This is a genomic window from Streptomyces sp. NRRL F-5126 (genome assembly GCF_000721265.1).
Lineage (GTDB): Bacteria > Actinomycetota > Actinomycetes > Streptomycetales > Streptomycetaceae > Streptomyces.
Genome location: NZ_JOFZ01000005.1, coordinates 82,253 through 106,511, shown reverse-complemented (window position 1 = coordinate 106,511; position 24,259 = coordinate 82,253). Strand labels below are relative to the sequence as shown.

Genomic DNA, 24,259 nt, shown 5'->3' with positions numbered 1-24,259 from the left:
CCGCAGGCGTGCGGTCAGGGAAGCCGGTACTCCTGCTCGGGGCGCCCCGTGGTCCCGTACCGCAGCTTCATCCGCAGCAGCCCCGAGCCGGCCAGGCCCGCGAGGTAGCGCTGCGCGGTGGCGCGCGACACGCCGATCAGCGCGCCCACCTCCCCGGCGGACAGCGGGGCGTCGGACCCGCGCACCGCTGAGAGGACCGCGTCCCCGGTCGCCGTGCGGGCGCTCGGCCTGCGCGCCTGCCGGGCCGCCGACGTGCCCCGCAGCGCCGTGTACGCGCTCTCGACGACGTCCTGGTCGGCGCTCTCCGCGCCGGTCAGCTGCCGGAAGCGCGCGTAGCCGCGCAACTTCTCCGCGAGCAGTTCCGCCGGGAACGGCTTGACGAGGTAGGCGAGGGCGCCGGCCGACATGGCGCGGCGCACCGTCGGGCCGTCGGTGGCCGCGCTGAGCACGAAGGCGTCGCAGTCCATCGAGCGCAGCAGGTCGATGCCGGAGCTGTCCGGCAGGTAGATGTCGACCAGGGCCAGGTCCACGGGGGACTCGGCGGCGGCCCGCAGGGCGGCCCCGGCGGAGTTCGCCGTGGTGGCGACGGAGAATCCGGGGACGTCGGCGACGAGCGCGGCGTGGATACCGGCGACGCGGAAGTCGTCGTCCACGACCAGCACGGAGAAGGATCCTGGCGGGGTCATCGGCTGTCCTCCAGCGCTGCCGGGTCCGTGGCTCCCGGCTCCATCACTCCGGGCAACCGGGCGACGAACACCGCGCCCCCGGAGACCCGGTCCTGTTCGGCGGCCTGTTCTTCCGGGACGTCCCGCGCGCCTGTGCCCGGCGGGCCGCCCAACTCCGCGAGGCGGATGCCGCCGCCGCGTGAGCGCGCGATCCCCAGCGACAGCGCGAGCCCGATGCCGCGCCCGCCGACCGCGGTGGTGTGGTCCTTCGTCGACACGCCCTCGCGGAAGACGGCGTCCGCGAGGACCGGCGAGATGCCGTCGCCCGTGTCGGCGACGGTGATGAGGAGCGTGGTGCCCTCGCTCATCAGCTCGACCTCGACGAGGCGAGGGGTGCGGGCACCGTGCCGGGCCGCGTCGATCGCGTTGTCGACGAGGTTGCTGAACACGGTGGTGACGTCCACCGGGGCCGCGACGGTGGCGTCGACCCAGGTGGCTCCCCCGATGACCAGGGTCACGCCGCTCTCGCGCGCGTGCGCGGCCTTCGCGGTGAGGAAGGCGCGCATGTACGAGTCCCTCACCGCGTCGATGCCGGGCAGGGCACCGCCGAGCCTTCCCGTGCCGAGCAGCGTGTCGACGTACTCGGTGGTCTCCGCGAGGTGTCCGCCGTGGGCCAGCGCGGCGAGCACGTGCAGCCGGTTGGCGAACTCGTGGCCCTGGGCGCGCAGCGCCGAGCTCATCGCCTGCACCGCGTCGAGCTGGCGGGTCAGCGACTCGACGTCGGTGCGGTCCTGCACGGTCAGCACGGTGCCGAGGTCCCGGCCGTCGCGGCTGACCCGGCGTGCCGAGAGCACCAGCACCCGCTCGCCGACCGCCGCCATGACCGGGGTGCCGACCGGCGTGCGGATCACCTCGAGCACCCGCGGCGTCAGCCCCAGGGCAGCGATGGCACGGCCGGGACGCGCCTCGGCCGCGAGCAGCCGGCGTGCCTCGTCGTTGACGACGGTGACCTTCTCCTCTCCGTCCACGGCGAGTACGCCCTCGCCGATGCCGTGCAGCACCGCTTCCTGCTCGTGCACGAGGCCGGCCAGTTCCTCCGGCTCAAGACCGAGGGTGAGCCGCTTCCAGCGCCGCGCCAGCAGAGCCGACGCGGCGAAGCCGAGCAGCAGGGCGGCCGCCAGCCAGCCGAGGCCGCCGGCCAGCACCCGGATCAGCTGGGCCCTGACATCGGAGACCGCGACGCCCGCATTGGCCTCGCCGACGACCGTGGACGAGCCCGGCGCGTACACGGGCACCTTCGCGACCACCTCGTTGCCCAGGTGCGCGCGGTGGTTCGCCAGCACCTCGTGGCCGGAGAGCGCGCCGCTGGGGTCGGTGCTCACCATCACGCCGAGCTGGGAGAGCTGCGGGTGGGCGAGCCTGATGCCGTGGTCGTCGGTGACCACGACGAACAGGGACTTCGTGCGCTTGCGCGCCGCCTGCGCCGCCGTCTGCACCGGCCCGCCGGCGAGGACGGCGCGCGGGGTGTGCGCGGCTCCGCCGCCGGGGTGGTCGTTGGCCGCCGAGTACTGCGCGGCGCCGCGGCGGACGGCGGGCTGGGCGGCGACCGTACGGGCCACCGCGAGCGCGCGCAGCTCGTACTCGCGCACGAGCCGGTGCTCGTTGAAGTAGGCGAACACGCCGAACGCCAGGGCCAGGGTCACCGCCACGACCGCCCACTGCAGCAGCAGGACCTGGGTCCTCAGCCGGACCCGTTTCCGCCGGGAGGCGGGCGGCCACCAGGCGGTCCGTCCGAAGAATCTCACCGTCCGACGCTAACCCGGGCCGCGGGATGCACAGAACGCACACAACGCGCGGATCACGGCTTATGCGGGTTGCCCGCAGAACCTGGAGCGCGGTGGCACGGGGCGGATAGCTTCCCGCCGGAACACAACGAGCCGCAGACCAGGAGTTTCCACCTTGCCGAAGATATCGCGATCAGGATCGCAGGACCTTTCCCGCCGCGCCCGCCGGGGCCGGCTGTGACGGGGCACACCTGGACGCTGCTGATCATTCTGGCGGCCGCCATCGCCGCGCTGATCCTCCTCATCAACTCCCGGCTGCGGTTCCACCCCTTCGTGGCGCTGATGACGGTGTCGGTCGGCGTCGCGCTGGCTGCGGGCGAGCCCGTGGAGAAGATCGCCGACTCGCTGGAGTCCGGGGCCGGCGGCATCCTCGGCAACGTGGGCGTGACCCTGGCCTTCGGCACGATGCTGGGCAGGCTGCTGTCGTTGTCGGGCGCCACGGACAGGATCGCCCGGATGATCGTGGACCGGGCGGGCACGCGCTCACTGCCCTGGTACATGACGGCGGCCGCGTTCGTCATCGGCATCCCCATGTTCTTCGAGATCGGCCTGATCGTCCTGCTGCCGCTGATCTTCAGCGTCGCCAGGCGGCTGCAGACGGAACACGACGTGAAGGGGTCGCCGTACATCTACCTGGCCACGCCGGCGATCGCCGCGCTCGCGACGCTGCACGGCATGGTGGCGCCCCACCCGGGCCCGCTGGTCGCCGTCGAGGGGCTGCACGCCAACCTGGGCCTCACCATCGGGATCGGCCTGATCTGCGCGATCCCGACGGTCATCGTCGCCGGTCCGGTGTACGGCAGGTGGATCGCGCCGCGTCTCGACGTGCGCCCCGACCCCGAGCTGATCGCCAGGTTCGCCGGCAACGAGCCGACCGGCACGGGCGCCCGGGAGGGCGCGGGCCCCGAGGGCGTCGCGCCGGCGTCCCGGAACACCGTCCGCACCGGATGGGCGCTGGCCGCCGTGCTCGTCCCCGTGGCGCTGATGCTGCTGCGCACCCTCGCCGAGCTGGTGTACGGCGAGTCCAGCCAGGTGCGGCACGTGCTGACCTTCACCGGTGAACCGGTGCCCGCCATGCTCGCCGGCTTCCTCTTCGCCCTGTTCGCTCTCGGCTACCGCAGCGGCGTGAGCGCCGACGAGATCAGGTCGTCGCTGACGGACAGCCTCAAGGCCGTCGCGTCCATCCTGCTGATCATCGCGGGCGGTGGAGCGTTCAACCAGGTGCTCGAGGACTCGGGCATCGGCAAGGCGGTCGAGTCGGCCGCCTCCGGCATGCACATCAACGTGCTGCTGCTCGGCTGGCTGCTCGCGCTGCTGCTCTCGTTCTCCACCGGCTCGGCCACCGTGGGGATCGTCGCCGCCACCGGCATACTCGCGCCGGTGGCGGGCAGCGGCAGCAGCCTGCACACCGCGCTGCTCGTCGTCGCCATCGGGGCGGGCTCCATCGGCCTGAACTACGTGAACCACGCCGGGTTCTGGCTGGTCAAGGAGTCCTTCGGCATGACGCTCGGACAGGCCACGAAGTCCCACACGGCCATCCAGACGATCGTCAGTGTCTGCGGCCTGCTGATGGCGCTGCTGATCTCGATCTGGGCCTGACCGCGGCCGGCCGGGGGCGTCCTGCCCGACGTGTCATGCAGGACGCCCCGCCGGGACCGGCTGCGGCGGAGGCGGTCCCACGTACCGCGCGGCCGGCCTGATGATCTTGCGGTCTCCCGCCTGCTCCAGGATGTTGGCGCTCCAGCCGACGACCCGGGCCACGGCGAACGTCGGCGTGAACATCTCCCTCGGCAGCCCGCACTGCTCCATCACGACGCCCGCGTAGAACTCGACGTTGGTGTGGAGCTCACGGCCCGGCTTGAGCTCGGCGAGAATCGCCTCGACACGCTCCTCGACACGCACGGCGAAGTCGATGAGGGGACCGCCGAACCCCTGCCCGATGGCGCGCAGCATGCGCGAGCGCGGGTCCTCCGTGCGGTAGACCGGGTGGCCGAACCCCATGATCCGCTCGCCCGCGAGCACCCGCTCCCTGATCCAGGGGTCGATCCGCTCGGGCGAGCCGATCGCGTCCAGGGTGTCGAGTGCGCGGCTCGGCGCGCCGCCGTGCAGCGGGCCGGAGAAGGCGCCGACCCCGCCGACCAGGCAGGCCGCCAGGTCCGCGCCGGTGGAGGCGATGACGCGGGCGGCGAAGGTGGAGGCGTTGAAGCCGTGGTCGGCGGTCGAGACGAGGTACTGCCCGATCGCCCGCGCGTGCTCGGGACCGGGTTCGCGGCCGGTCAGCATGTACAGGTAGTTGGCCGCGTGCCCGAGGTCGTCACGCGGTTCGACGGGCTCCTCGCCCAACCCGATCCTGTGCAGCGCCGTCAGGATCGTCGGTACGGCCGCGCAGGCGGCGAGCGCGTCCTCGGCACGCTGGGCGGGGTCGGTGTCGTACAGCGGCCGGAGGCCGGCGGCCGCGCCGTAGAGCGAGAGCGCCGTGCGCAGGCCGGTGAGCGGGCCGGCTCCCCGCGACGCGCGGGCGATGACCGGCAGGGCGTCCTTCACCTCGGACGGCAGGTGGCGCAGCGCGGCGACGCGGGCGGCGAAGGCGGCGGACTGCGCCGCGCCGGGCAACTCGCCCTCGAACAGGAGGTGCCAGACGTCCTCGAAGGACCGGCTCCGCGCCAGTTCGACGGCGGAGTACTGGCGGTAGTGGTAGAAGCCCTCGCCACCTCGCACGTCCCCGAGTGACGTATCGGTGACGACGACGCCCGCGAGCCCCCTCGGCACGTCGATGGCGGTCGGTTCGGCCCTGCTGTCCGTCATGATCTCTCCTCCTTGCCTTGACACAACTGTCCATGGTTGAGAAATCACTGTCAATATTGATTGAATCAATATATGCATTGCGCGTGTACGGTGATGCCATGACGGACACGACCGCCGATGCGCGGGGCGCGGACGGCGCGCGGCTGACCACGCGCGAGGCCGCACAGCGGCTCGGAGTGAAGCCGGAGACGGTGTACGCGTACGTCAGCCGCGGGCAGCTCACCAGCCGGCGCGATCCGGCGGGCCGGGGCAGTACCTTCGACGCGAAAGAGGTCGACGCCCTGGTGCGCAGGGCGCGCAACCAGCCGCCGGCGGGCAGCGACGCCACGCAGCGCATCACCACGGGCATCACCCTGATCGAGGCGGACCGGTACTGGTACCGGGGCGTGGACGCCGTCGAGTTGGCGCGTGCCCTCCCGTACGAGGAGGTGGCGGACTGGCTCTGGACGGGCGTGCGCAGCCCCGGCGTCCGGTTCACCGCTCCCCCGGGCACGCTCGCGGCGGCGCGGCGGTCGGTCGGCGCCCTGCCCGCGGACGGCGGCAGCGCGGACCGGCTGCGGGTGGCAGCGGTCGCGGCGGCCGTGGCCGACCCCCTCCGCTTCGACCTGTCGCGCGACGCGGTGCTCTCCACGGCGCGCGCGCTGATCCCCGCGCTCGTCGACGCGCTCCCCCTCGCGGGAGCCCGGGAACCGGCGGCGGACGACCCGCTGGCACACAGGCTCTGGGCACGGCTGGCGGAGCGTGCGCCGGCCGAGGCGGAGGTACGGACCCTGGACATGGCGCTGTCGCTGCTGATCGACCACGATCTGGCTGCCTCCACGCTGGCGGTCCGGGTCGCGGCCTCGGCACGCGCGCACCCGTACGCGGTGGTGTCGGCGGGGCTCGGTGCGGTGGACGGCCCGCTGCACGGGGCGGCGAGCGGCCTCGCCCACCGGATGCTGCGGGAGGTGCTCGAACGGGGCAGCGCGGCCGCGGTGGTCTCGGACCACCTGCGGGCGGGGCGCAGGGTGCCGGGCCTGGGGCACCGGCTGTATCCGCGCGAGGACCCGCGCGCGGTGGCACTGTTCGGCGCGCTGGCCGACGTGCCGGGTGCGCGGGACGCGCTGGCGGCGGCCCGTGAGGTGGAGGCGACGACGGCCCGCCACGGCGAGTTGCACGCCAACGTCGACCTCGCGCTCGCCGTGCTGACGGTCGCTTCCGGCATGGAGCCCGACGCGGGTGAGACGGTGTTCGCGATCGCCCGTACGGCGGGGTGGATCGCGCACGCGCTGGAGGAGTACGAGGAGCGGCCGCTGCGGCTGCGGCCCAGCGGCCACTACAACGGGCCCCGCCCGCCACGCCCGTTGCCCTAGGGCCGTGTTCAGGCCTCCGGCAGGAACGGGCGGCGGGCCCCGTCCGGCCGGTTCACACGCGCAGCCACACCGCCGTGTCACGCGGCAGCCGCCCGTCCCCGGTGAGCGGGCCGCCGGCGAGCAGCAGACGCGTGTGCGGGGGCAGCGCGGCGGGCTCATCGGCCAGGTTGGCCACGCACACCAGGCCTTCGCCGCGGCTGAAGGCCAGCACGCCGTCGGCGGCGTCCAGCCAGGTCAGCCCGGCGCCGCGGAACCCGGGCTCGGTGCGGCGCAGCCCGAGCGCCGCCCGGTAGAGGGACAGCATGGACCCGGGATCGGCGGCCTGGCCGTCGGCCGCGTACGCCTCCCACCCCTCGGGCTGGGGCAGCCACGGCTCGGTCGTGGAGCCGAATCCCGCGTACGGCGCGTCCGCCGTCCAGGGCAGCGGGACGCGGCATCCGTCACGGCCCGGGTCGACGCCGCCGGAGCGCTCGTGCATCGGATCCTGGATCCGCGCGCGCGGTATCTCGGCCTCGGGCAGGCCGAGTTCCTCACCCTGGTAGAGGTAGACGGTACCGGGCAGCGCGAGCGAGAGCAGCGCGGCGGCGCGTGCCCTGCGGGTGCCGAGCGACAGGTCCGTGGGCGTGCCGAAGCGTTTGCGTTCGAAGGCGAACCCGGTGTCGTCCGCGCGGCCGTAGCGGGTGACGGTGCGCGTCACGTCGTGGTTGCACAGCACCCAGGTCGCCGGCGCCCCGACCGGGGCGTGCTCGGCGAGCGTCTCGTCGATCGACGCACGCAGCCGCCGCGCGTCCCACGGGCTGGCCAGGAAGCCGAGGTTGAAGGCGGTGTGCAGTTCGTCGGGGCGCAGGTAGCGCACGAAGCGCTCGGTGTCGGGCAGCCAGACCTCCCCGACGAAGATGCCGTCGTACTCGTCGGCGATCGTCCGCCAGGACCTGTAGACGGCGTGCAGGTCGTCGCGGTCGACGTACGGGTGCGGGTCGGTGCCCGGCGTGAAGTCCGGCAGCGCGGGGTCCTTGGCGGGCAGCACGGCGGAGTCGATGCGGACGCCGGCGACGCCGCGGTCGAACCAGAACCGCAGGACGTCCTCGTGCTCCCGGCGCACGGCCGGATGGTCCCAGTTGAGGTCGGGCTGCTCGGGCGCGAAGAGGTGGAGGTACCAGTCCCCGTCGGGCAGGCGCGTCCAGGGCGTGCCGCCGAATTCGCCGACCCAGTCGTTCGGCGGGGTCCGGCCGCCCTCGCCGCGGCCCTGCCTGAAGTGGAACAACCGGCGCTCGGGGCTGCCGGGGCCGGCCGCGACGGCCGCCTTGAACCAGGCGTGCTGGTCGGAGACGTGGTTGGGCACGATGTCGACGATCGTGCGCATGCCCATCTCGCGGGCCTCCGCGATGAGTTTCTCCGCCTCGGCGAGCGTGCCGAACTGCGGGTCGATGGCGCGGTAGTCCGCGACGTCGTAGCCGCCGTCGGCCATCGGCGACAGGTACCAGGGGGTGAACCACAGGGCATCGACGCCGAGTTCGGCCAGGTACGGCAGCCTGGCCCGGACACCGGCGAGATCACCCGTGCCGTCGCCGTCGCCGTCGGCGAAGCTGCGCACATAGACCTGGTAGATCGCGGCGTCGCGCCACCAGTCCCGGTCGGCGACTTCCGGAGGGCTGCCTTTCATGCGGTGTTCCTTTCGGGCGTGTGCTGGGGCCCTCACGGGAGTGGCGCCCGTGGAGAGGCGACGGTGGTTCGCGGGCTGCGCACCGCCGTCCCTCGGCGGGGACGTTGGCGGGCGGCGGTGCGCAGGTCGTGCGGCCGGGGCCGGTGCGCCGGCCCGGCCCGCGGGGGTGGCGCCGCGCCGCCCCGGACCGCGGGCGTTTCGCCGTGGGACGCGCGGTCCCCCGGTGTTTTCGGGCAGGGGGCAGCCGTCCCGCGGCGCGCGGCCTGCGGCTGGAGTGGTGGCGGGGCGGTGCCGGGGCTATCCCTTCGTGCTCCCTGCGCTGATGCCGGCGATGATGTGGCGCTGGAACACGAGGAACATGACGACCATCGGCACGCTCGCGATGACCATCGCCCCGATGAGGTCGGTCTGCGGCACGTCCTGCGAGAGCTGGACGAGTGCCACGGAGATGGGCTGGTTGTCGGGGGCCGCCGAGAACACCATCAGCGGCCAGAGGAAGTCCTGCCAGACGGCGACGAGCGCGAAGATGGACACGACCCCGAGCACCGGGCGCGACATCGGCAGCAGGATCGACCAGAGCTGGCGCAGCTTGCCCGCGCCGTCGATCTCGGCGGCCTCCATGACGTCGCGCGGTATCTGGTCGAAGAACCGCTTCAGCAGGTAGAGGTTGAAGGCGTTCGCCACCGCCGGCAGCCAGATGCCGGCCGGGTTGTTGAGCAGGCTGGTGTGGATGAACGGCAGGTCGGCCACGGTCAGGTACTTGGGGATGACGAGGGCCTGGGCCGGCACCATCAGTGTGGCGAGGATGGCGCCGAGTACCACCTTGCCGAACACCGGCTTGAGCTTGGACAGCGCGTAGGCGGCGGCGGTGCAGAAGACGAGCTGCAGCAGCCAGGCGCCGGCCGCCTGCACCACCGTGTTCCACAGGTGGTCGGGCAGTTGCATCAGGTTCCACGCGTCGCCGTAGTTGCCCGGATGCCAGTGCTCGGGCGCGAGCGTGGGCGGGTTGCTGTTGAGCTCGTCGGGCGACTTGAAGGCCCCGGTGATCATCCAGTACACGGGGAACAGGAAGGCGAGGGCGAACAGGAACAGGACGAGGCCGAAGACCGTCCAGTACACCGCCTTGCCCCTGCGGCTCGCGAGGGCCAGCGGGGAGACGAGGGTGCGGATGGCGGCGGGCTCCGCCCGCTTGCGGGCGCGGCGCGGGGTGGTGGGCGGTGCCTGCCGGGGAGGAGGTGCGATCGTGGTGGTCATGGCCGCCCTCTCAGTCGTCGGTGCGGGTCAGCCGCAGGTAGGCGGCGGAGAAGAGGCCGAGCATGACCAGCAGCATCACGCTGAGCGCGCAGGCCCCGCCGAAGTTGTTGTACTGGAAGGCGTACTTGTAGATCAGGTAGAGCACGGTGACGGTGGAGTCCTGCGGCCCGCCCCCGGTGATCACGAACGGCTCCGTGAACACCTGCATCGTCGCGATGATCTGCAGCAGCATCAGCATGAGCATGATGAAGCGGGTCTGCGGGATCGTGACGTGCCGGACGCGCTGGAGGATGCCGGCCCCGTCCAGTTCCGCGGCCTCGTACAACTCCCCCGGGATGCCCTGGAGCGCGGCGAGGTAGATGAGGACCGTGCCGCCCATGTTCGCCCAGGTGGAGACGAGGACGATGGAGACGAGGGCGGTCGACGTGCCGTTCGTCCAGTTCGACGTCGGCAGGTGCAGGAAGCGCAGCGCCTCGTTGAAGAGCCCGGCTCCCGGGTCGTAGAACCACTTCCACAGCAGCGCGCTGACCACCGGCGGGATCATCACCGGCAGGTACACGACGACCCGGAAGAACGACTTCATGTGCCGCATCTCGTTCAGCACGAGCGCCGTGACGAAGGGGACGAGGAAGCCGATCAGCAGGGCGAGCAGCGTGAAGTAGAAGGTGTTGCGCCACGCGGCCGCGAACTCCGGGTCGTGGAAGACGTGGGTGAAGTTCGCGGTGCCGACCCACTGGGGCGACGAGCCCGGGATGTACTTCTGGAAGGCGATGATCACCGCGCGGATCGCCGGGTACCAGGAGAACAGCGCGAAGCAGATCAGCCCGCCGAGGAGGAAGGCGTAGGCGCGCGCCTGGTCGGTCAGCCGGCGGCTGAGGGGCCTGCGGGGGGCCGTGGGACGGCCCACCGGGCGCGGCCCCCCGTTCAGGGGCGGCGCCGCGGCGGACCGTGCGGGAGCCTGGGCAGTCTTCATACGGACGTCAGCCCTGCTGCGCGAGCACGGAGTCGATCTTCGTCTGGGCGCCCTTCAGGAGCGCGTCGATGTCCGCGTTCTTGTTGGTGAGGACCGCGGAGACCGTCGAGTCCAGCACGGAGTAGATCTGCTGCGCGTTCGGGGGTTCGATCCGCGGCGTGAGGTTCGGGTTGCCGTCGGCGAATGCCTGGTAGTTCTCGACCGGCACGTTGGCGTAGCTCTTCTTGAGCGCCAGGTTCTTCTTGTCGTAGTCGCCGCCCTGGGTCCACAGGCGCGGCTCGGGGAGGCCCACCGGCGACTTCTGCTCGCTCAGGTACTGCCAGTTGCTCAGGCCCTTGCCCGGGGTGTTGGTCTCCAGGGTGAGGAACTTCAGGCCCGCCTTGATCTGCGCGGGGGTGTCCTTCTTGTTGAACATGTAGCCGTCGCCGCCGGCGAGCGTGCCCTTGCCGCCCGGCATCGGGCCCAGCGCCATGTTCTTGTAGTCGCCGCCGTACTGCTTGGCGATGGTGGGGATGTTGTCGGGCGCGGAGATGTACATGCCGAGCTTGCCGGTGCCCATCATCTGCTGCACGTCGTTGATGATGAGCAGCTGCTTCGAGCCCATCGAGTTGTCCTTCCACCGCATGTCGTGGAGGTTCTGCAGCACGGCCTTGCCCTGCGGTGTGTCGACGGTCGCCTTCTTGCCGTCCGCCGAGACGGCCTGGCCGCCCTGCGAGTAGAGCTCGGCGACGAAGTGCCAGCCGCCCTGGTTCTGCGCGCTGTAGTCGGCGTAGCCGACCGTGCCATGGCCGAGCGCGGCGATCTTCTTGGCGTCGGCGCGCACCTCGGCCCAGGTCGTGGGCGGCTTGTTCGGGTCGAGGCCGGCCTTCTTGAAGAGCGTCGGGTTGTAGAGCAGCCCCATGGTGTAGTTGGTCCTGGGGACTCCGTACACCTTGCCGTCGACGGTGTACATGGCCCGCAGCTTCGGGTCGATCTCGTTCCAGCCCGGCATGTCCTTGACGTAGTCCGTGATGTCGGCGGCCTGGTTGATGGACACGACGTGCTTGACGTCCGTGAAGTACGTGTAGAAGACGTTCTCCATCTGACCGCCGGCGAGCTTGGCGTCGAAGGTCTTCGGGTCCTCGCACGGGAACGTGTCGTGCGCGGTGAGGTCGATCTTCGGGTTCTGCTTCTCGAACGTCTTGATGTCGTTCTGAAAGCTGGTGCGGTCGACCTTGTTGGACTTGGGCGGCATGCAGTTGACGGTGAGCGCCGTCTTGCCGTCCGCGGTCGTTCCCCCGCCGCCCTTGCTGCTCGAGCAGGCGGCCACGGCGGTGAGTGCCAGGCTTACGGCTATGGCGGTGGTGCACGTACGGCGGAACCCGGGACTTCTCATCGGTGGGACCCCTCTAGGGCAGGAGCGTGGGAAGCCGCACAGCTGCTCGCTGTGTGGCGCCGCTCACTCAACCACTAACTACGGATGTCCGCAAGATGTCGCTCTCATTTCGCAAATCTTTGACAGTTGTCTGCATGCACGGGGCGGCGTGGGTGCTCAGCCCCTGGGCGCCTGCGCGGTCGAGCTGCGCACGACGAGCTCCGGCTCGAACAGCAGCTCTCCCGGCGGCACGGAACCGCCCTGGATCTGCGCCGACAGCATCTCGACCGCCGCCCTGCCCATCGCCTCGATGGGCTGGCGGACGGTGGTCAGCGGCGGCTCCATGCAGTTCATGAACGCGCTGTCGTCGAACCCGACGACCGAGACCTCGTCCGGCACCTTGAGCCCCCTCCTGCGCGCCGCGCGCACGGCTCCGAGGGCCATCGGGTCGCTCGCGCAGATGTAGGCCGTCACCCCGCGGTCCAGCAGGCGTGCCGTGGCCGCCTGGCCGCCTTCCAGGGAGAACATGGTGCGCTCGACGTACTCGTCGGGCAGTTCGGCGCCCGTCGCCTTCGCCGTGGCCATGGCGGCCTGCAGCTTGCGCCGGGACGGCACGTGGTCGTCGGGGCCCAGCACCAGGCCGATGCGCTCGTGGCCGAGCGAGGCCAGGTGGCGCCACGCCTGCTCGACGGCGACCGCGTCGTCGCAGGAGATGCAGGGGAAGTCCAGGTTCTCGATGGGGGCGTTGATGAGCACGACCGGAATCTTGCGCTCGGCCAGCAGCCGGTAGTGGTCGTGCGGCGCGTCGGCCTGCGCGAACAAGCCGCCTGCGAACACCACCCCCGAGACCTGCTGCTGGAGCAGCAGGTCCACGTAGTCGGCCTCCGAGACACCGCCCTTGGTCTGCGTGCACAGCACGGGGGTCAGCCCCTGCTGGGCCAGTGCGCCGCCGATGACCTCGGCGAACGCGGGGAAGATCGGGTTCTGCAGCTCGGGCAGGACCAGGCCGACCAGCCGGGCGCGCTCGCCGCGCAGCTGGGTGGGGCGCTCGTAGCCGAGGACGTCGAGCGCGGTCAGCACGGACTGCCGGGTGGCCTCCGACACCCCGGGTTTCCCGTTGAGGACCCGGCTGACCGTGGCCTCGCTGACTCCCACTTTCTTGGCCACCTGAGCAAGTCGTCGCGTCATGGGCGCAAGAGTATCGCAAATTATGCAAACTGCTTTCTCGCGTGTGTAAGCCGGTGACGGCGCGGCCGGGAGCGTACGTTCCGCTCCCGGCCGCGCCGGGTCTCCCGGTCAGGCTCCTCTACGGGTTGATGTCGATCTTCATCGTGGTGGTGGTGTTCCTGACGTCCTGCGCGTTGTCGCTCAGCTTGAGGTTGTTGAACGTGACCTCGCCGACCGCCGGCCCCTGGCCGGCCTCCGGCATCTCGTTGGCCCACAGACCCCAGCCCGACTTCGCGTCGAACTCGTCACCGCTCTTGTGCGCCCCGCTGATCGACACGTCCGTGAAGACCGTGTCCTTGATCGGGTAGAGCGCCTTGCCGCCCGAGTAGTCGGTCTGGAACATGATCCCGCCGTACGTCGGATCGGTGATGTCCAGATCGCTCACGCGGATGCCCTGGAACGGGTCGGTGGCCGAGAACACCCAGACCGCGCCGAACACCTGCTTGCCCCAGAAGTGCCCGCCGTCGCGGATCAGCGAGACGCCCTTGACCACGGTCTGCGGGGTGGCCCCGAACCCCGGGAAGGGGTAGCCGAAGTCCAGCGAACTGAGGGTGAGGCCCGAGTAGGTGAGCGTGTCGGAGACGGTGATGTTCTGCAGGGTGTTGCCCTCGCCCCCGTAGACGGCGAGGCCGGCGGCACGCCACGGCAGCTTCGCCGTGAGGTTCTGGAACGTGTTGCCGGTCAGCGGGGAGGAGTTGTGGTCCTCGGCGGCGAACAGCGCGAAGCTGTCGTCGCCCGTGCTGCGTGCCTCGTCATTGCCGACCAGGTTGTCCTGGCTGCCGTTGGTGAGGTTGATGCCGTCGGCGAACGTGTCCCTGATCCGCATGTTCGTGGCCTTCAGGCCATTGACGTGCGTGCCCCAGATCGCGCACACCATGTGCTCGATCCATACGTTGTCGACGGTGATGTCCGAGACGTCCGTCAGGTCGAACTCCTTGCCCGGGCCGTCGATGCGCGACGTGTAGTTGCCGAAGGCCGCGAACCCGGAGAACGTGGAGCCGTTCGCCGACGACTCCACGCGGAAGCCGATGTCGGTGTTGTCCTGCGTCGTGGGCGCGTGGAAGCGGGTGAACCAGGGGCCCGCGCCGGTCACCTTGACCGGCTTGCCGTAGACCTGGAACTTCGTGGAGGTCTGGTAGTCGCCTGCCGGCAGGTAGACGCCGACGAGCTTGCCCGTGGTGTCCATGCGGACCTTGTCCAGCGCGTTCTGCACGTCCTGCTGGCCGAAGCCGGCCGGGGTCACGTACGCGGCCGGGTCGGGGTTCTGCGCCTGCGCCACCTGCTCGAGGTCGACGAAGTCGATCGCGTACTTCGAGGTGTTGGCCGCGTCCTTCTGCAGCCGGATCGTGCTGCCGGCCTTGACGGTCGTGCCGAGCAGGACGTTCGCCTCGTCGTAGACGTGCCGCGGGGCGCCGGATCCCGGCGAGTTGCCGGGCGCCGTCTCGTCGCCGTACAGCCAGGCGTACTTCGACGTGAGGTCGACGGCCTTGAGGAACTTGCCGTCCACGTAGACGTCGAGGGTGGCGTCGGTGCCGCCGCCGCCCGCGGAGTCCGGGATGGAGAACCGTGTGACGAGCGAGTTCGTGTCGGCCCTCGTGGTGAACTCGACGTAGTTGCCGGTGCTGTCGAGCGTCACGGCCTTGCGCCCCGACGCCTCGCCCGCGAGGTCGCCGATGGTGCGGTTGGGGCCGATGACCTTCGCCCCGCCGCCGACCACGCCGTCCTCGGCCTCGTAGGTGTCGTACGGCATGTCGGCGCCGCGCCCGACGAAGAACGACTGCGTGGATGTGTTGTTCGCCTGCTTCACCGGCAGTTCGTTGTCGTCCTTCGCCACGACGACCTTCTCCGTGTACGACCCGTCGGCCGCCTTCCAGGTGCCGAGCGAGACCGGGGAGGAGGTCGCGCCGGGCGCGAGGGCGCCGCTGAACGAGCCGGTCAGCGTCTTGACGGTGCCGCTCTTCTCGTCGAGGAGCGTGAGCGTGACGGCGTGCGTGCCGGACGCGGCGGCGACGGTGCCCTGGTTCTTCACCGCGACGGAGAAGGTGACGGTGTCACCGGCCGACGGGGCGGACGGCGAGGTGGCGACGGCGGTCGCGACCAGGTCGGAGCTGGCTACCGGCTTGACCACGAGGCCGGACGGCGCCGTGAAGGTGTTGTCGGTCTCGTTGGACTCGATGACCTTGTTGTCCGGGTCCGCCACGGCGCTCAGCACGTAGGTGCCGGCGCTCTGCGCGCCGATGTCCGCCGTGACCTTGGCCTCGGCGCCCGCGGCGAGCGCGCCGACGTCCGCGGTGGCGACCTTGCTGCCGCCCAGGTCGAACGCGACCGTGCTCGCGGGGGCCGCCAGCGCGCCGGTGTTCTTCACCGTCGCGGAGAGGGTGATCGGGTCGGACTCCACGGGCGAGGCGGGCGACGCGGAGACGGCAGTGACCTGGAGGTCGGGGTTGGGCGCGGGCGTGCCGAGCACCTGGAGCTCCGCCACCTGGCCGGCGGGCGCGCCGCTGTTGGCGGTGAACTTGAGCTGCACGTCGGCGACGCGCGCGGACACCGGGATCGTCACCGTGTTGCCGCTCGCCGGGTCGAAGGCGTAGTCCTTCCCGGGCACCAGGCTGGTGAAGCCGGACGCGTCCTGCTCGCGGCCGAGCACCTCGATGTGCTGGGTGCGCGCGGACCACACCGATGCCGGGTCGAGCTTGACGACGACGCTCTTGGTGTCCGCGTTGGCCCCCAGCTTCACCGTCAGGGTGTCGGGGTAACTGCCGCCCGCGCCCTCCCAGTACGTGGAGGTGTCGTTGTCGTTCGCGTTCGCCGCGACGTACGTGTAGACGGACGAGGACGCCGTGATCGGCTTGCCGACGGCGAGGTTGGACGCCGTGCCCGCCGAACCATTGCGTGTGACGCTGTTGCTGTCGGCCGACACGTTGCCTGCCGCGTCCTTGGCCCGCACGTAGTACGTGACGGTGCCGCTGCCCGCCTTCGTGTCGGTGTAGGTGGTGGTGGAGCCGTCGACCGAGCCGATGCGCTGGTCGCCGCGGTAGATGTCGTAGCCCGTCACGCCCTCGTTGTCGGTGGACGCGGTCCAGGTGAGCTTCACCTGGCCGTCGGCGGTCTCCGTGCAGGCGAGGCCGCCCGGCGCGGTGGGCGCCTGCGTGTCGCCGGTGTCGCCCTTCCTGGTCACGCTGTTGCTGTTGGCCGAGACATTGCCGGCCGCGTCCCTGGCCCGCACGAAGTAGGTGACGGTGGCACTGGCCGGCTGGCTCTCGGTGTACGAGGTGACGTCGCCCGCGACGGTGGAGACCAGTTCGCTGTCGCGGTAGATGTCGTAGCCGGTCACCGCGGTGTCGTCGGTGGACGGGTGCCAGCCGAGCCGGATCTGCCCGGTGGACGGCTGGGTGAGGGTGAGGCCGCTCGGCGCCGTGGGCGCCTGCGTGTCACCGGTTGCGGGGCCGTAGACCTCGAACTCGGAGACCTGCCCCGCGGGCCACCCGGTGTTGGCGGTGAACGTCGCCCTGATGTAGCGCGTGGTCAGCGAGTTGAAGCTGATCGTCGCGGTGTTGCCGGACGACGGGCTGAACGCGTACGCCTTGGAGGCCGCGATGTCGGAGAAATCGGTTCCGTTGGACGATCCCTGCAGGCGGAGGGTCTGGTTCCTGGCGGGCCAGTCGGCGGGCAGCTTGAGCACGACGCTGTTGACGGCGACCGACGAGCCGAGGTCGACCTGTATCCATTGCGGGAAGGCGTTGTTCTTGCTCTCCCAGTAGGTGGACTGGTTGCCGTCGTTGGCGTTGGGCGCGGGGTAGACGTCGTTGTACCCGCTCGCCGTCATGGTCTTGCCGAGCGCGAGGTCCTGCGTGGCGGCGGTCGCGGTGTGGACCACCAGCTCGGACAACTGGGCCCTGGATCCTGCCGAGTTGTGGGTGATGTTCGCGCGTATCCAGCGCTCCTTCGTGGCGGGGAAGGAGACGGTGACGGTGTTGCCGGAGCCGGGGCTGAACGTGTACGCGGCCGATGTCTTGAGCGTCTCGAAGCCGCTGCCGTTCCGGCTGCCCTGGAGGGACAGCGTCTCCTTGCGCGCCTTCCAGTCGGCGGGCAGTTTCAGGGTGACCCTGTCGACGCGCCGGGTGGCGCCGAGGTCCTTCTGCACCCACTGGTCGCCCTTGCCCGCGGACTGCCAGTAGGTGGACTGGTCCCCGTCGGTGACCTTCTTCGTCGCGGCCCGGTGCGCGGCGGCCGCGGTGTGGCCGCCGGCCGGGTGGTGCCCGTCGGCCGCCGCCGCGAAGGACGGCCAGCCGACCAGCAGGAGGCTGGTGGTGGTGACAACGGCGAGTGTTCGCCGTCTGGAACGTTGCACTCTCATGGATACCCGCATTCTGCGTTGATCAACAGAGTCTTTTGCGTAGTCCGGTCAGAGAGTTGCAGAGAAATGCTATGTCGTCTACGGCTGGAACACGATGGACTTGTCATGCTCTCTGGACATCGGGACTCGTGCACGCACAGAGCCCTGGGGCGGCACGGGAATATGCGTCAACGCAAGCGAACAGAAAGGAACGCAAGCCGCTTGCGTTCCTTTCGGGATGTCGACGCAATCGATGTCAGGAGAGCACGGTGCCGAGCCGGCCCGCGAGCACGGTCGCGGCGGCGGCGGGACGCCGCCGCGGACAGCAGTGTCCCGCCGGTTGTTCCCGCTCCCCCGCAGAGGTCGAGCGCCCCCGGCGGTCGCCGGCATCAGGTGATGGATGTCCCGGGTGGCTCGATGAGTCCGCGCTGGTAGGCGTACCGAACGGCCTGGGCCCGGTCGCGGACCCCGGTCTTCGCGAAGAGGTTGTTGATGTGGGTCTTCACCGTCGCCGCGCCGATGTGCAGGCGGCCGGCGATCTCCTTGTTGGACAGTCCCTCGGCGACCAGGGAGAGCACCTCGGCCTCGCGCGCGGTGAGCCCGTCGGGCGGCTCCGCGGGCGCGGGGGCCCGCTGCGGCTCGGTGACGCGCTCGAGCAGCCTGCGCTGCATGGCGGGCGCGAGCCCCGCCTGCCCGGCCAGCACGTCCGTCACCGCCTTGACGATGTCGTCGCCCTGCGCGTCCTTGGTGAGGTAGCCGCGCGCGCCCGCCCGGAGGGCGGCGAACAGGGACTCGTCGTCGGCGAAGGTGGTGAGCACCACGACCTGGGTGCCCGGGTGGTTTCTGCGGATGCGGCGCGTGGCCTCGACCCCGTCGCAGCGCGGCATCCTGAGGTCCATCAGTACGACGTCGGGAGCCAGCCGCGCGACGAGCTCCACGGCCTCGTCGCCGTCCTTCGCGGCCCCCACCACCTCGATGCCGGGCAGCAGGCCGAGCAGCATGACGATGCCCTCCCTGACCACCGCCTGATCGTCCGCGACGACCACCCTGGCGGGCCCCGCGCCCGTCACGCCGGCACTCTCAGCCGCACGCTGTACCCCTTCCCGCCGTCCCCGACCGGGCCGGCCTCCAGCGTGCCGCCGAGGAGCTCGGCGCGTTCACGCATGCCGAGGAGACCGTATCCGGAACCCGAGGAGGCGAGTTCCTGCGGTGCCGCTCCCCCGCCGCCCGAATCGCGCACGCACAGCGCCAGCTCGTCGGGGCCGTAGGTGAGGTCGATGTGCACCCGGGCGCCGGGCGCGTGCTTGCGGACGTTCGTGAGGGCCTCCTGGACGACCCTGCGCACCGTCTGCGAGGCCTCCGTGGGCACCGGCCGCGGCGTGCCCTCCACGTCGACCTCGGCGCCGTCGCTCGCCGCCACCTCGCGCAGGTAGTCGCCGAGCGGGGCCATCTCGCCGCGCAGCGCCGACAGCGCCTGCCGGGTCTCGGCGAGGCCGTCGCGTGCCATGGAGCGCGCGGCGACCACCCGTTGAAGTATCTGGTCCCTGAAGGGCCCCGGCTCCTCCTGCTCGATACGCAGCCGGGCCGCCTCCAGGTGCACGAGCTGCGCGGAGAGGCTGTGGGCGAGTACGTCGTGGATGTCACGCGCGATCCTGGCGCGCTCCCCGAGCGCGGCGGACTCGGCCTCGGCGGCGCGCGCCGCCCGCTCCTGCACCTTCAGGCGGTGGCGGGACCCGGCGTCAAGGCGCATCACGCACCCGGCGAGCCCCATGCCCACGAGCGTGACCACGCTGCTGATCAACGTCTGGTGGTTGGCGACCGTGTAGCCGCCCAGCGCCACGGCCGCGACCGGGACACCGGCGGCGAGCGGCATGCGCTGGATCGCGACGAGGGCGCAGCCGAAGGTGAGCATCGCCACGGCGACCGAGAACCCCTGCCACTGCCCGACGGCGGCGGCCACCAGCAGCAGCCCTCCGGAGAGCAGCGAGGGCACGAGCCTGTGCTGACGCGTGGACCGGTTGAAGACCCACATCAGCCAGCCGGCGGCGGCCACGGCCGCCGCCTGCACCACCCCGGCGAGCCAGCCGCTGATGTGGTGCTCGGAGAAGATCGCGTAGATGACGGACATCGGCACGACGGCCCGGAGGGCGAGGCGGAACTGCCTGCCCCCGCCGGTCGCCGGAAGTGACGCCGCGACCGGGGAAGACGCGATGATGTGCGCATCGCCGGCCTCCCACGCGGGCCACTGCGTCCACGTCGCTGGTCTCACACCCTGTCCTTCCACGCACGCCCGGCCACGGCGCCACCGTACGACGCGCCGGCGCCGGAAGGCAGTGCGCCGGCGCGGTGCATGAGCAGCAGGCTGCGCAGGGCGAACGAGATGCCGAGCGTGATCAGCAGGGCGCCGTAGGACTGGTGGATGCCGACCAGGGCGCCGAGACCCATGATCCCCATGCGGCCGGCGAAGCCGGCGAGCCAGACACCCGCGGTCGCCTTCGTGCCGCGGGACCACACGGAGCCGTCCTGCTCCCGCCACACCTTGCTCGTGACGGCCCAGCCGACGCCCATGAGGACGCCGACCAGCAGCTCGGCGGCGAGGAGCGCGACCGAGACGCCGGCGTGGTCCGCGTCGACGAGGTGGCCCTCCCGCACGCCGAGGACCACCATGACGATCGGGAAGACGAACGAGCGGCGGGCGTCGCCGCCGATGCGGCGCGGCCGCGCCTGGCGCATGACCATGACGACGACCAGGGCGATGATCGCCAGCACGTACAGCAGTTCCTTCACGGTGTCCTCCGGGAACGAAGCGGTCCGACTCCCTGAAGGTACGGAGGAAGCACAGGTCAGCGGATCAGCGCCCGGGTGGAACGCAGGTGGATTCCTGCTCTCCACCCGGGGGTGGAGAGCAGGAATTCCCGGTGTCGCTCAGGTGTCGATGCGGGAGCGGTCGAGCGTCGCCGCCGAGCTGGTGATGAACTCCTTGCGCGGCGCGACCTCGTTGCCCATCAGCAGGTCGAAGATCTGCTCGGAGGCGTCCAGGTCGCTGATGTTGATGCGCCGCAGCGTGCGGTGGCGCGGATCCATGGTGGTCTCCGCCAGCTGGTCCGCGTCCATCTCGCCGAGGCCCTTGTAGCGCTGGATCGAGTCCTTGTAGCGCACGCCCTTGCGCTGGAACTCGAGCAGCGTCTGGCGCAGCTCCGCGTCCGAGTAGGTGTACACGTACCGGTCCTGGCCCTTCTTGGGCTGCACCAGCTCCACCCGGTGCAGCGGCGGCACCGCGGCGAAGACCCGGCCCGCCTCGACCATCGGGCGCATGTAGCGCTGGAACAGCGTCAGCAGGAGGATGCGGATGTGCGCGCCGTCGACGTCGGCGTCGACGAGGAGCACGATCTTCCCGTAGCGTGCGCTGTCGATGTCGAAGGTCCGCCCCGACCCCGCTCCTATGACCTGGATGATCGCCCCGCATTCGGCGTTGTTCAGCATCGCGGAGACGGACGACTTCTGGACGTTGAGGATCTTGCCGCGGATCGGCAGCAGCGCCTGGAACTCGCTGTTGCGTGCGAGCTTCGCCGTGCCGAGCGCCGAGTCGCCCTCGACGATGAACAGCTCGCTGCGGTCCACGTCGTCGCTGCGGCAGTCAGCCAGCTTCGCGGGGAGCGAGGAGGACTCGAGCGCGGTCTTCCTGCGCTGGGCCTCCTTGTGCTGACGCGCGGCGATGCGGGTGCGTGCGGCGGCGACGACCTTGTCGAGGACCGCGCGCGCCTGCGCCTTCGCGTCGCGTTTGGTGGACGTCAGGAACTCCTTGAGCTCCCTGGCCACGACGTTCGCGACGATCCTGTTGGCTGCGGAGGTGCCGAGCACCTCCTTCGTCTGCCCCTCGAACTGCGGCTCCGCGAGCCGTACCGTGACGACGGCCGTCAGGCCTTCGAGGGCGTCATCCTTGACGACGTCGTCCTCGGCGACGCGCAGCAGCTTCGCGGAGCGCAGCACCTCGTTTACCGTCTTGGTCACGGAGCGTTCGAACCCCGTCACGTGCGTGCCGCCCTTGGGGGTGGCGATGATGTTGACGAACGACCTGACGGCCGACTCGTAGCCGGTGCCCCACCTCAGGGCGATGTCGACACCGAGGTCGCGCGTGACCTCGGTCGGCGTCATGTGGCCCCGGTCGTCCAGCACGGGGACGGTCTCCTTGAACGTGCCCTGCCCCGACAGCCTGAGGACGTCGCACACGGCCTTGTCCTGCGCCAGGTAGTCGCAGAACTCGCTGATGCCGCCGTCGTAGCGGAACGTCTCGACGCCGCCGCGCCCCGCGTCGCCGTCCTCGATGTACCGCTCGTCCTTCACCAGGATCGTGAGGCCGGGGACCAGGAAGGCCGTCTGGCGGGCGCGCTGGTGGAGCGTGTCGAGGGAGAGCTTGGCGTCCTTGAGGAAGATCTGCCGGTCGGCCCAGTAGCGCACCCGGGTGCCCGTGCGCGACTTCGGGACGCGCTTGCCCTTGAGCAGCCCGCCCGAGGGGTCGAACGGCGCGTCGGGGCCCTGCTCCGTGAAGATGCCGGGGACGCCCCTGCGGAAGCTGACCGAGTGCGTGGCGCCGCCGCGGTCCACCTCCACGTCGAGGCGCGAGGAGAGCGCGTTGACCACCGAGGCGCCCACCCCGTGCAGGCCGCCGGAGGCCGCGTACGAGCCGCCGCCGAACTTGCCTCCGGCGTGCAGCTTCGTCATGACGACCTCGACGCCGGACAGGCCGGTCTTCGGCTCGACGTCGACCGGGATGCCCCGGCCGTTGTCCTTCACCTCGACGGACCCGTCCTCGTGGAGGATCACCTCGATGTGGTCGCAGTAGCCGCCGAGCGCCTCGTCGACGGAGTTGTCGATGATCTCCCAGAGGCAGTGCATCAGGCCCCGGCTGTCGGTGGACCCGATGTACATACCGGGCCGCTTCCTGACGGCTTCGAGGCCTTCGAGAACGAGCAAATGCCGCGCGGTGTAGTTGGAACCGTCACGGTCCGCTGTCAGCAGCGCGGTGGACGGCACGGACGTATCGGCGGTCACTCGGTTCGCTCCTCGCTGAATTTGAGATATGGCCTCGTGGGGTAAAGGCCCGGCTCCGGTCATCGGTCAGAGGGTACAGAGGCCTGGTAGAGCCGATGTAACGCCACCCTCGTCGTACGGCATGCTAGTGCATGCTCGCATGTATGTTCGATATATTGCGTGACTGCCGCACAGCTCACGTTCCCTTCCAGGCATGAACCATTTAGGCTCCGGGCACGTCCTCATCAACAACCGGCAAGCCGGCCGGGAGGACCGAGGACCAGCACCACCCCCGACATCCATGCGAAATCCGTAAAGCTCAGCAATACGGCTCATTCGCCGCCAACCGTCAGCACCCACACCACTTCGGAAGAATTTTTCGAAGAACGGCCGCGAGCGGGAACGTTTTCGGCCTGGTTGGATGTTGACCCTGGTACGACAGCTCGTCGAGCTAGAGAAGAGGCGACGTGACTACTGTTCTGACCCCCGCGAGCCCCCTGACGGCGGGCGACCGTTGTGACCGCTGCGGCGCCCAGGCCTACCTGCGTGTCCTGCTGACCAGCGGCGGTGAGCTGCTCTTCTGCGCCCACCACGGGCGCAAGTTCGAGCCGGAACTCAAGAAGATCGCCGCGGAAATACAGGATGAGACCGACCGGCTGACGGACGTACCCGCCGTCGCCGGCGAAGAGGAGCGCTGACACCTCACATCCGACACGACGAGCCGAGGGCCGTGCAACGAGACGGCCGACGGGCGGCCGCCACCGCACCAGCGGATGGCGGCCGCCCCATCTCTGCGCCAGGAGGCCCTCACGGCCTCTGTGAGCGCTTGGCGGCTCACCGCCCGACGGCACCCGCCACCGGCGCCAGATCGGACGTGACACGGGCGTAGACGCCCGGCGCGTCCGCGAGCCCGCAGCCGCTCCCCCACGACACCAGCCCGATGAGGCGCCCGTTGGCGACCAGGGGGCCGCCGCTGTCGCCCTGGCAGGCGTCGTGGCCCCCGTGCGGGTCGCCGGCACAGAGCATCGAGGACGCCGCGTAACGGGCCGACGAGCCGCCCGGGTAGGCCTTCTCGCACTGCGCGTCCGGCAGCACCATGACGGGCGAGGAGCGCAGCCCGCCCGCATAGTCGCCGCGGCCTGTCGTATCGCCCCAGCCCAGCACCTGCGCCTTGCTCCCGGGCTTCGCCCCCGCCCCGCCCGGCCGCTCCGGCGCGATCGCCGACGAGGCCGGCAGCGCCGTCTTCAGCGTCAGCACGGCGATGTCGTTCTCGTTGCTGCTCGGCCGGTACGCGGGGTCCACCGCGTACGACCGCACCGCGACGGATTCGCCGCCAGGAGCGGTGAGCCGGTCCCGCCCCGCGATCACATGCAGGTCGCCGATGTTGTCAGGACCCTTGCCGAGGATGTCGTCACTCACGCAGTGGGCCGCCGTGAGCACCTTGGTCGGCCCGACCACCGCGCCCCCGCAGAACTGTCCCGCACGCCCGGAACCGAAGCGGTCCTGACTGACCAGCGCCACCACCCACGGGTGGTCGGACGTGGAGGCGGGCGCGCCCCCGATCACGGCGCTGCCCGCCGCGGGGGCCGCCGCGGCGAGCGGCAGCAGCGCCGAGGCGGTCAGCGCGGCGAGTCCCCCGTACAGCGCCCGGGAGGGCACCGGGGTACGGCCGCGGGGCGCGGTGTGGACGGCTCTGGCGAAGGGGCGACGCATCTGCTCTCCTGACTCTCCGTGGAAAAGTGATCCACTCGGAGT

17 protein-coding genes are annotated in these 24,259 nt (G+C 71.0%); 3 read left to right on the top strand and 14 right to left on the bottom strand.

Annotation, left to right across the window (positions count from 1 at the left end; all coding sequences use genetic code 11):
- Positions 1–14 precede the first annotated feature (14 nt).
- Together IH48_RS0111665 and IH48_RS0111660 are read right to left on the bottom strand one after the other, a co-directional pair.
- Positions 15–686, bottom strand: coding sequence for a response regulator (locus IH48_RS0111665; protein ID WP_030902654.1), 672 nt, complete (start codon positions 684–686; stop codon positions 15–17).
- Positions 683–2,470, bottom strand: a complete 1,788-nt coding sequence (locus IH48_RS0111660; RefSeq protein ID WP_051839604.1) for a sensor histidine kinase — start codon at positions 2,468–2,470, stop codon at positions 683–685. The genes IH48_RS0111665 and IH48_RS0111660 overlap by 4 nt, the downstream gene beginning before the upstream one ends.
- 216 nt (positions 2,471–2,686) lie before the next feature.
- Between IH48_RS0111660 and IH48_RS0111655 the strand changes: the two genes are divergently transcribed.
- Positions 2,687–4,108 carry a GntP family permease gene (locus tag IH48_RS0111655; protein WP_030902650.1) on the top strand — a complete coding sequence of 474 codons (1,422 nt, stop codon included), beginning with the start codon at positions 2,687–2,689 and terminating at the stop codon, positions 4,106–4,108.
- Between the two features lie 33 nt (positions 4,109–4,141).
- Here the strand turns inward: IH48_RS0111655 and IH48_RS0111650 are convergent, their stop codons facing one another.
- Positions 4,142–5,314 (bottom strand): citrate synthase, encoded by a 1,173-nt coding sequence (locus IH48_RS0111650; RefSeq protein WP_030902648.1) that lies wholly within the window; start codon positions 5,312–5,314, stop codon positions 4,142–4,144.
- Positions 5,315–5,412: 98 nt separating this feature from the next.
- On the opposite strand from IH48_RS0111650, the gene IH48_RS0111645 reads away from it, so the two are divergent.
- Positions 5,413–6,666 (top strand): citrate synthase, encoded by a 1,254-nt coding sequence (locus IH48_RS0111645; RefSeq protein WP_030902646.1) that lies wholly within the window; start codon positions 5,413–5,415, stop codon positions 6,664–6,666.
- Positions 6,667–6,718: 52 nt separating this feature from the next.
- Here IH48_RS0111645 and IH48_RS0111640 read toward each other — a convergent pair whose 3' ends face one another.
- The 10 genes from IH48_RS0111640 to IH48_RS0111595 all read right to left on the bottom strand — a co-directional run bounded on the left by IH48_RS0111640 (position 6,719) and on the right by IH48_RS0111595 (position 22,525).
- Positions 6,719–8,329 (bottom strand): glycoside hydrolase family 13 protein, encoded by a 1,611-nt coding sequence (locus tag IH48_RS0111640; protein WP_030902643.1) that lies wholly within the window; start codon positions 8,327–8,329, stop codon positions 6,719–6,721.
- Positions 8,330–8,626: 297 nt separating this feature from the next.
- On the bottom strand, positions 8,627–9,583 hold the full coding sequence (locus IH48_RS0111635) for a carbohydrate ABC transporter permease (protein ID WP_030902640.1): 957 nt from the start codon (positions 9,581–9,583) through the stop codon (positions 8,627–8,629).
- Between the two features lie 10 nt (positions 9,584–9,593).
- Positions 9,594–10,556, bottom strand: a complete 963-nt coding sequence (locus IH48_RS0111630) for a carbohydrate ABC transporter permease (protein WP_030902636.1) — start codon at positions 10,554–10,556, stop codon at positions 9,594–9,596.
- Positions 10,557–10,563: 7 nt separating this feature from the next.
- Positions 10,564–11,931, bottom strand: a complete 1,368-nt coding sequence (locus IH48_RS0111625; protein ID WP_030902633.1) for an ABC transporter substrate-binding protein — start codon at positions 11,929–11,931, stop codon at positions 10,564–10,566.
- 156 nt (positions 11,932–12,087) lie between these two features.
- Positions 12,088–13,098, bottom strand: coding sequence for a LacI family DNA-binding transcriptional regulator (locus IH48_RS0111620; RefSeq protein ID WP_030902631.1), 1,011 nt, complete (start codon positions 13,096–13,098; stop codon positions 12,088–12,090).
- Between the two features lie 118 nt (positions 13,099–13,216).
- Complete coding sequence (locus IH48_RS0111615; protein ID WP_051839602.1) at positions 13,217–17,494, bottom strand: discoidin domain-containing protein; 4,278 nt, start codon at positions 17,492–17,494, stop codon at positions 13,217–13,219.
- 368 nt (positions 17,495–17,862) lie between these two features.
- On the bottom strand, positions 17,863–18,543 hold the full coding sequence (locus IH48_RS0111610; protein WP_030902625.1) for a response regulator: 681 nt from the start codon (positions 18,541–18,543) through the stop codon (positions 17,863–17,865).
- Entirely contained in the window at positions 18,540–19,742 is a 1,203-nt protein-coding gene (locus IH48_RS0111605; protein WP_234434216.1) for a sensor histidine kinase, read from the bottom strand. The genes IH48_RS0111610 and IH48_RS0111605 overlap by 4 nt, the downstream gene beginning before the upstream one ends.
- Positions 19,739–20,260 (bottom strand): hypothetical protein, encoded by a 522-nt coding sequence (locus IH48_RS0111600; protein ID WP_030902618.1) that lies wholly within the window; start codon positions 20,258–20,260, stop codon positions 19,739–19,741. Before IH48_RS0111600 ends, IH48_RS0111605 begins: the two co-directional genes overlap by 4 nt.
- A 138-nt stretch (positions 20,261–20,398) precedes the next feature.
- On the bottom strand, positions 20,399–22,525 hold the full coding sequence (locus tag IH48_RS0111595) for a DNA gyrase/topoisomerase IV subunit B (protein ID WP_030902616.1): 2,127 nt from the start codon (positions 22,523–22,525) through the stop codon (positions 20,399–20,401).
- Positions 22,526–22,971: 446 nt separating this feature from the next.
- On the opposite strand from IH48_RS0111595, the gene IH48_RS0111590 reads away from it, so the two are divergent.
- Positions 22,972–23,202, top strand: a complete 231-nt coding sequence (locus IH48_RS0111590) for a DUF7455 domain-containing protein (RefSeq protein WP_030902613.1) — start codon at positions 22,972–22,974, stop codon at positions 23,200–23,202.
- A gap of 136 nt (positions 23,203–23,338) precedes the next feature.
- Here the strand turns inward: IH48_RS0111590 and IH48_RS0111585 are convergent, their stop codons facing one another.
- Complete coding sequence (locus IH48_RS0111585) at positions 23,339–24,217, bottom strand: serine protease (RefSeq protein ID WP_051839599.1); 879 nt, start codon at positions 24,215–24,217, stop codon at positions 23,339–23,341.
- Between the last annotated feature and the right edge of the window lie 42 nt (positions 24,218–24,259).

Coding starts and splice junctions, on each gene's coding strand:
- IH48_RS0111665 (WP_030902654.1), bottom strand. CDS start 686: ATGACCCCGCCAGGATCCTTCTCCGTGCTGGTCGTGGACGACGACTTC.
- IH48_RS0111650 (WP_030902648.1), bottom strand. CDS start 5,314: ATGACGGACAGCAGGGCCGAACCGACCGCCATCGACGTGCCGAGGGGG.
- IH48_RS0111645 (WP_030902646.1), top strand. CDS start 5,413: ATGACGGACACGACCGCCGATGCGCGGGGCGCGGACGGCGCGCGGCTG.
- IH48_RS0111640 (WP_030902643.1), bottom strand. CDS start 8,329: ATGAAAGGCAGCCCTCCGGAAGTCGCCGACCGGGACTGGTGGCGCGAC.
- IH48_RS0111635 (WP_030902640.1), bottom strand. CDS start 9,583: ATGACCACCACGATCGCACCTCCTCCCCGGCAGGCACCGCCCACCACC.
- IH48_RS0111630 (WP_030902636.1), bottom strand. CDS start 10,556: ATGAAGACTGCCCAGGCTCCCGCACGGTCCGCCGCGGCGCCGCCCCTG.
- IH48_RS0111625 (WP_030902633.1), bottom strand. CDS start 11,931: ATGAGAAGTCCCGGGTTCCGCCGTACGTGCACCACCGCCATAGCCGTA.
- IH48_RS0111620 (WP_030902631.1), bottom strand. CDS start 13,098: ATGACGCGACGACTTGCTCAGGTGGCCAAGAAAGTGGGAGTCAGCGAG.
- IH48_RS0111615 (WP_051839602.1), bottom strand. CDS start 17,494: ATGAGAGTGCAACGTTCCAGACGGCGAACACTCGCCGTTGTCACCACC.
- IH48_RS0111585 (WP_051839599.1), bottom strand. CDS start 24,217: ATGCGTCGCCCCTTCGCCAGAGCCGTCCACACCGCGCCCCGCGGCCGT.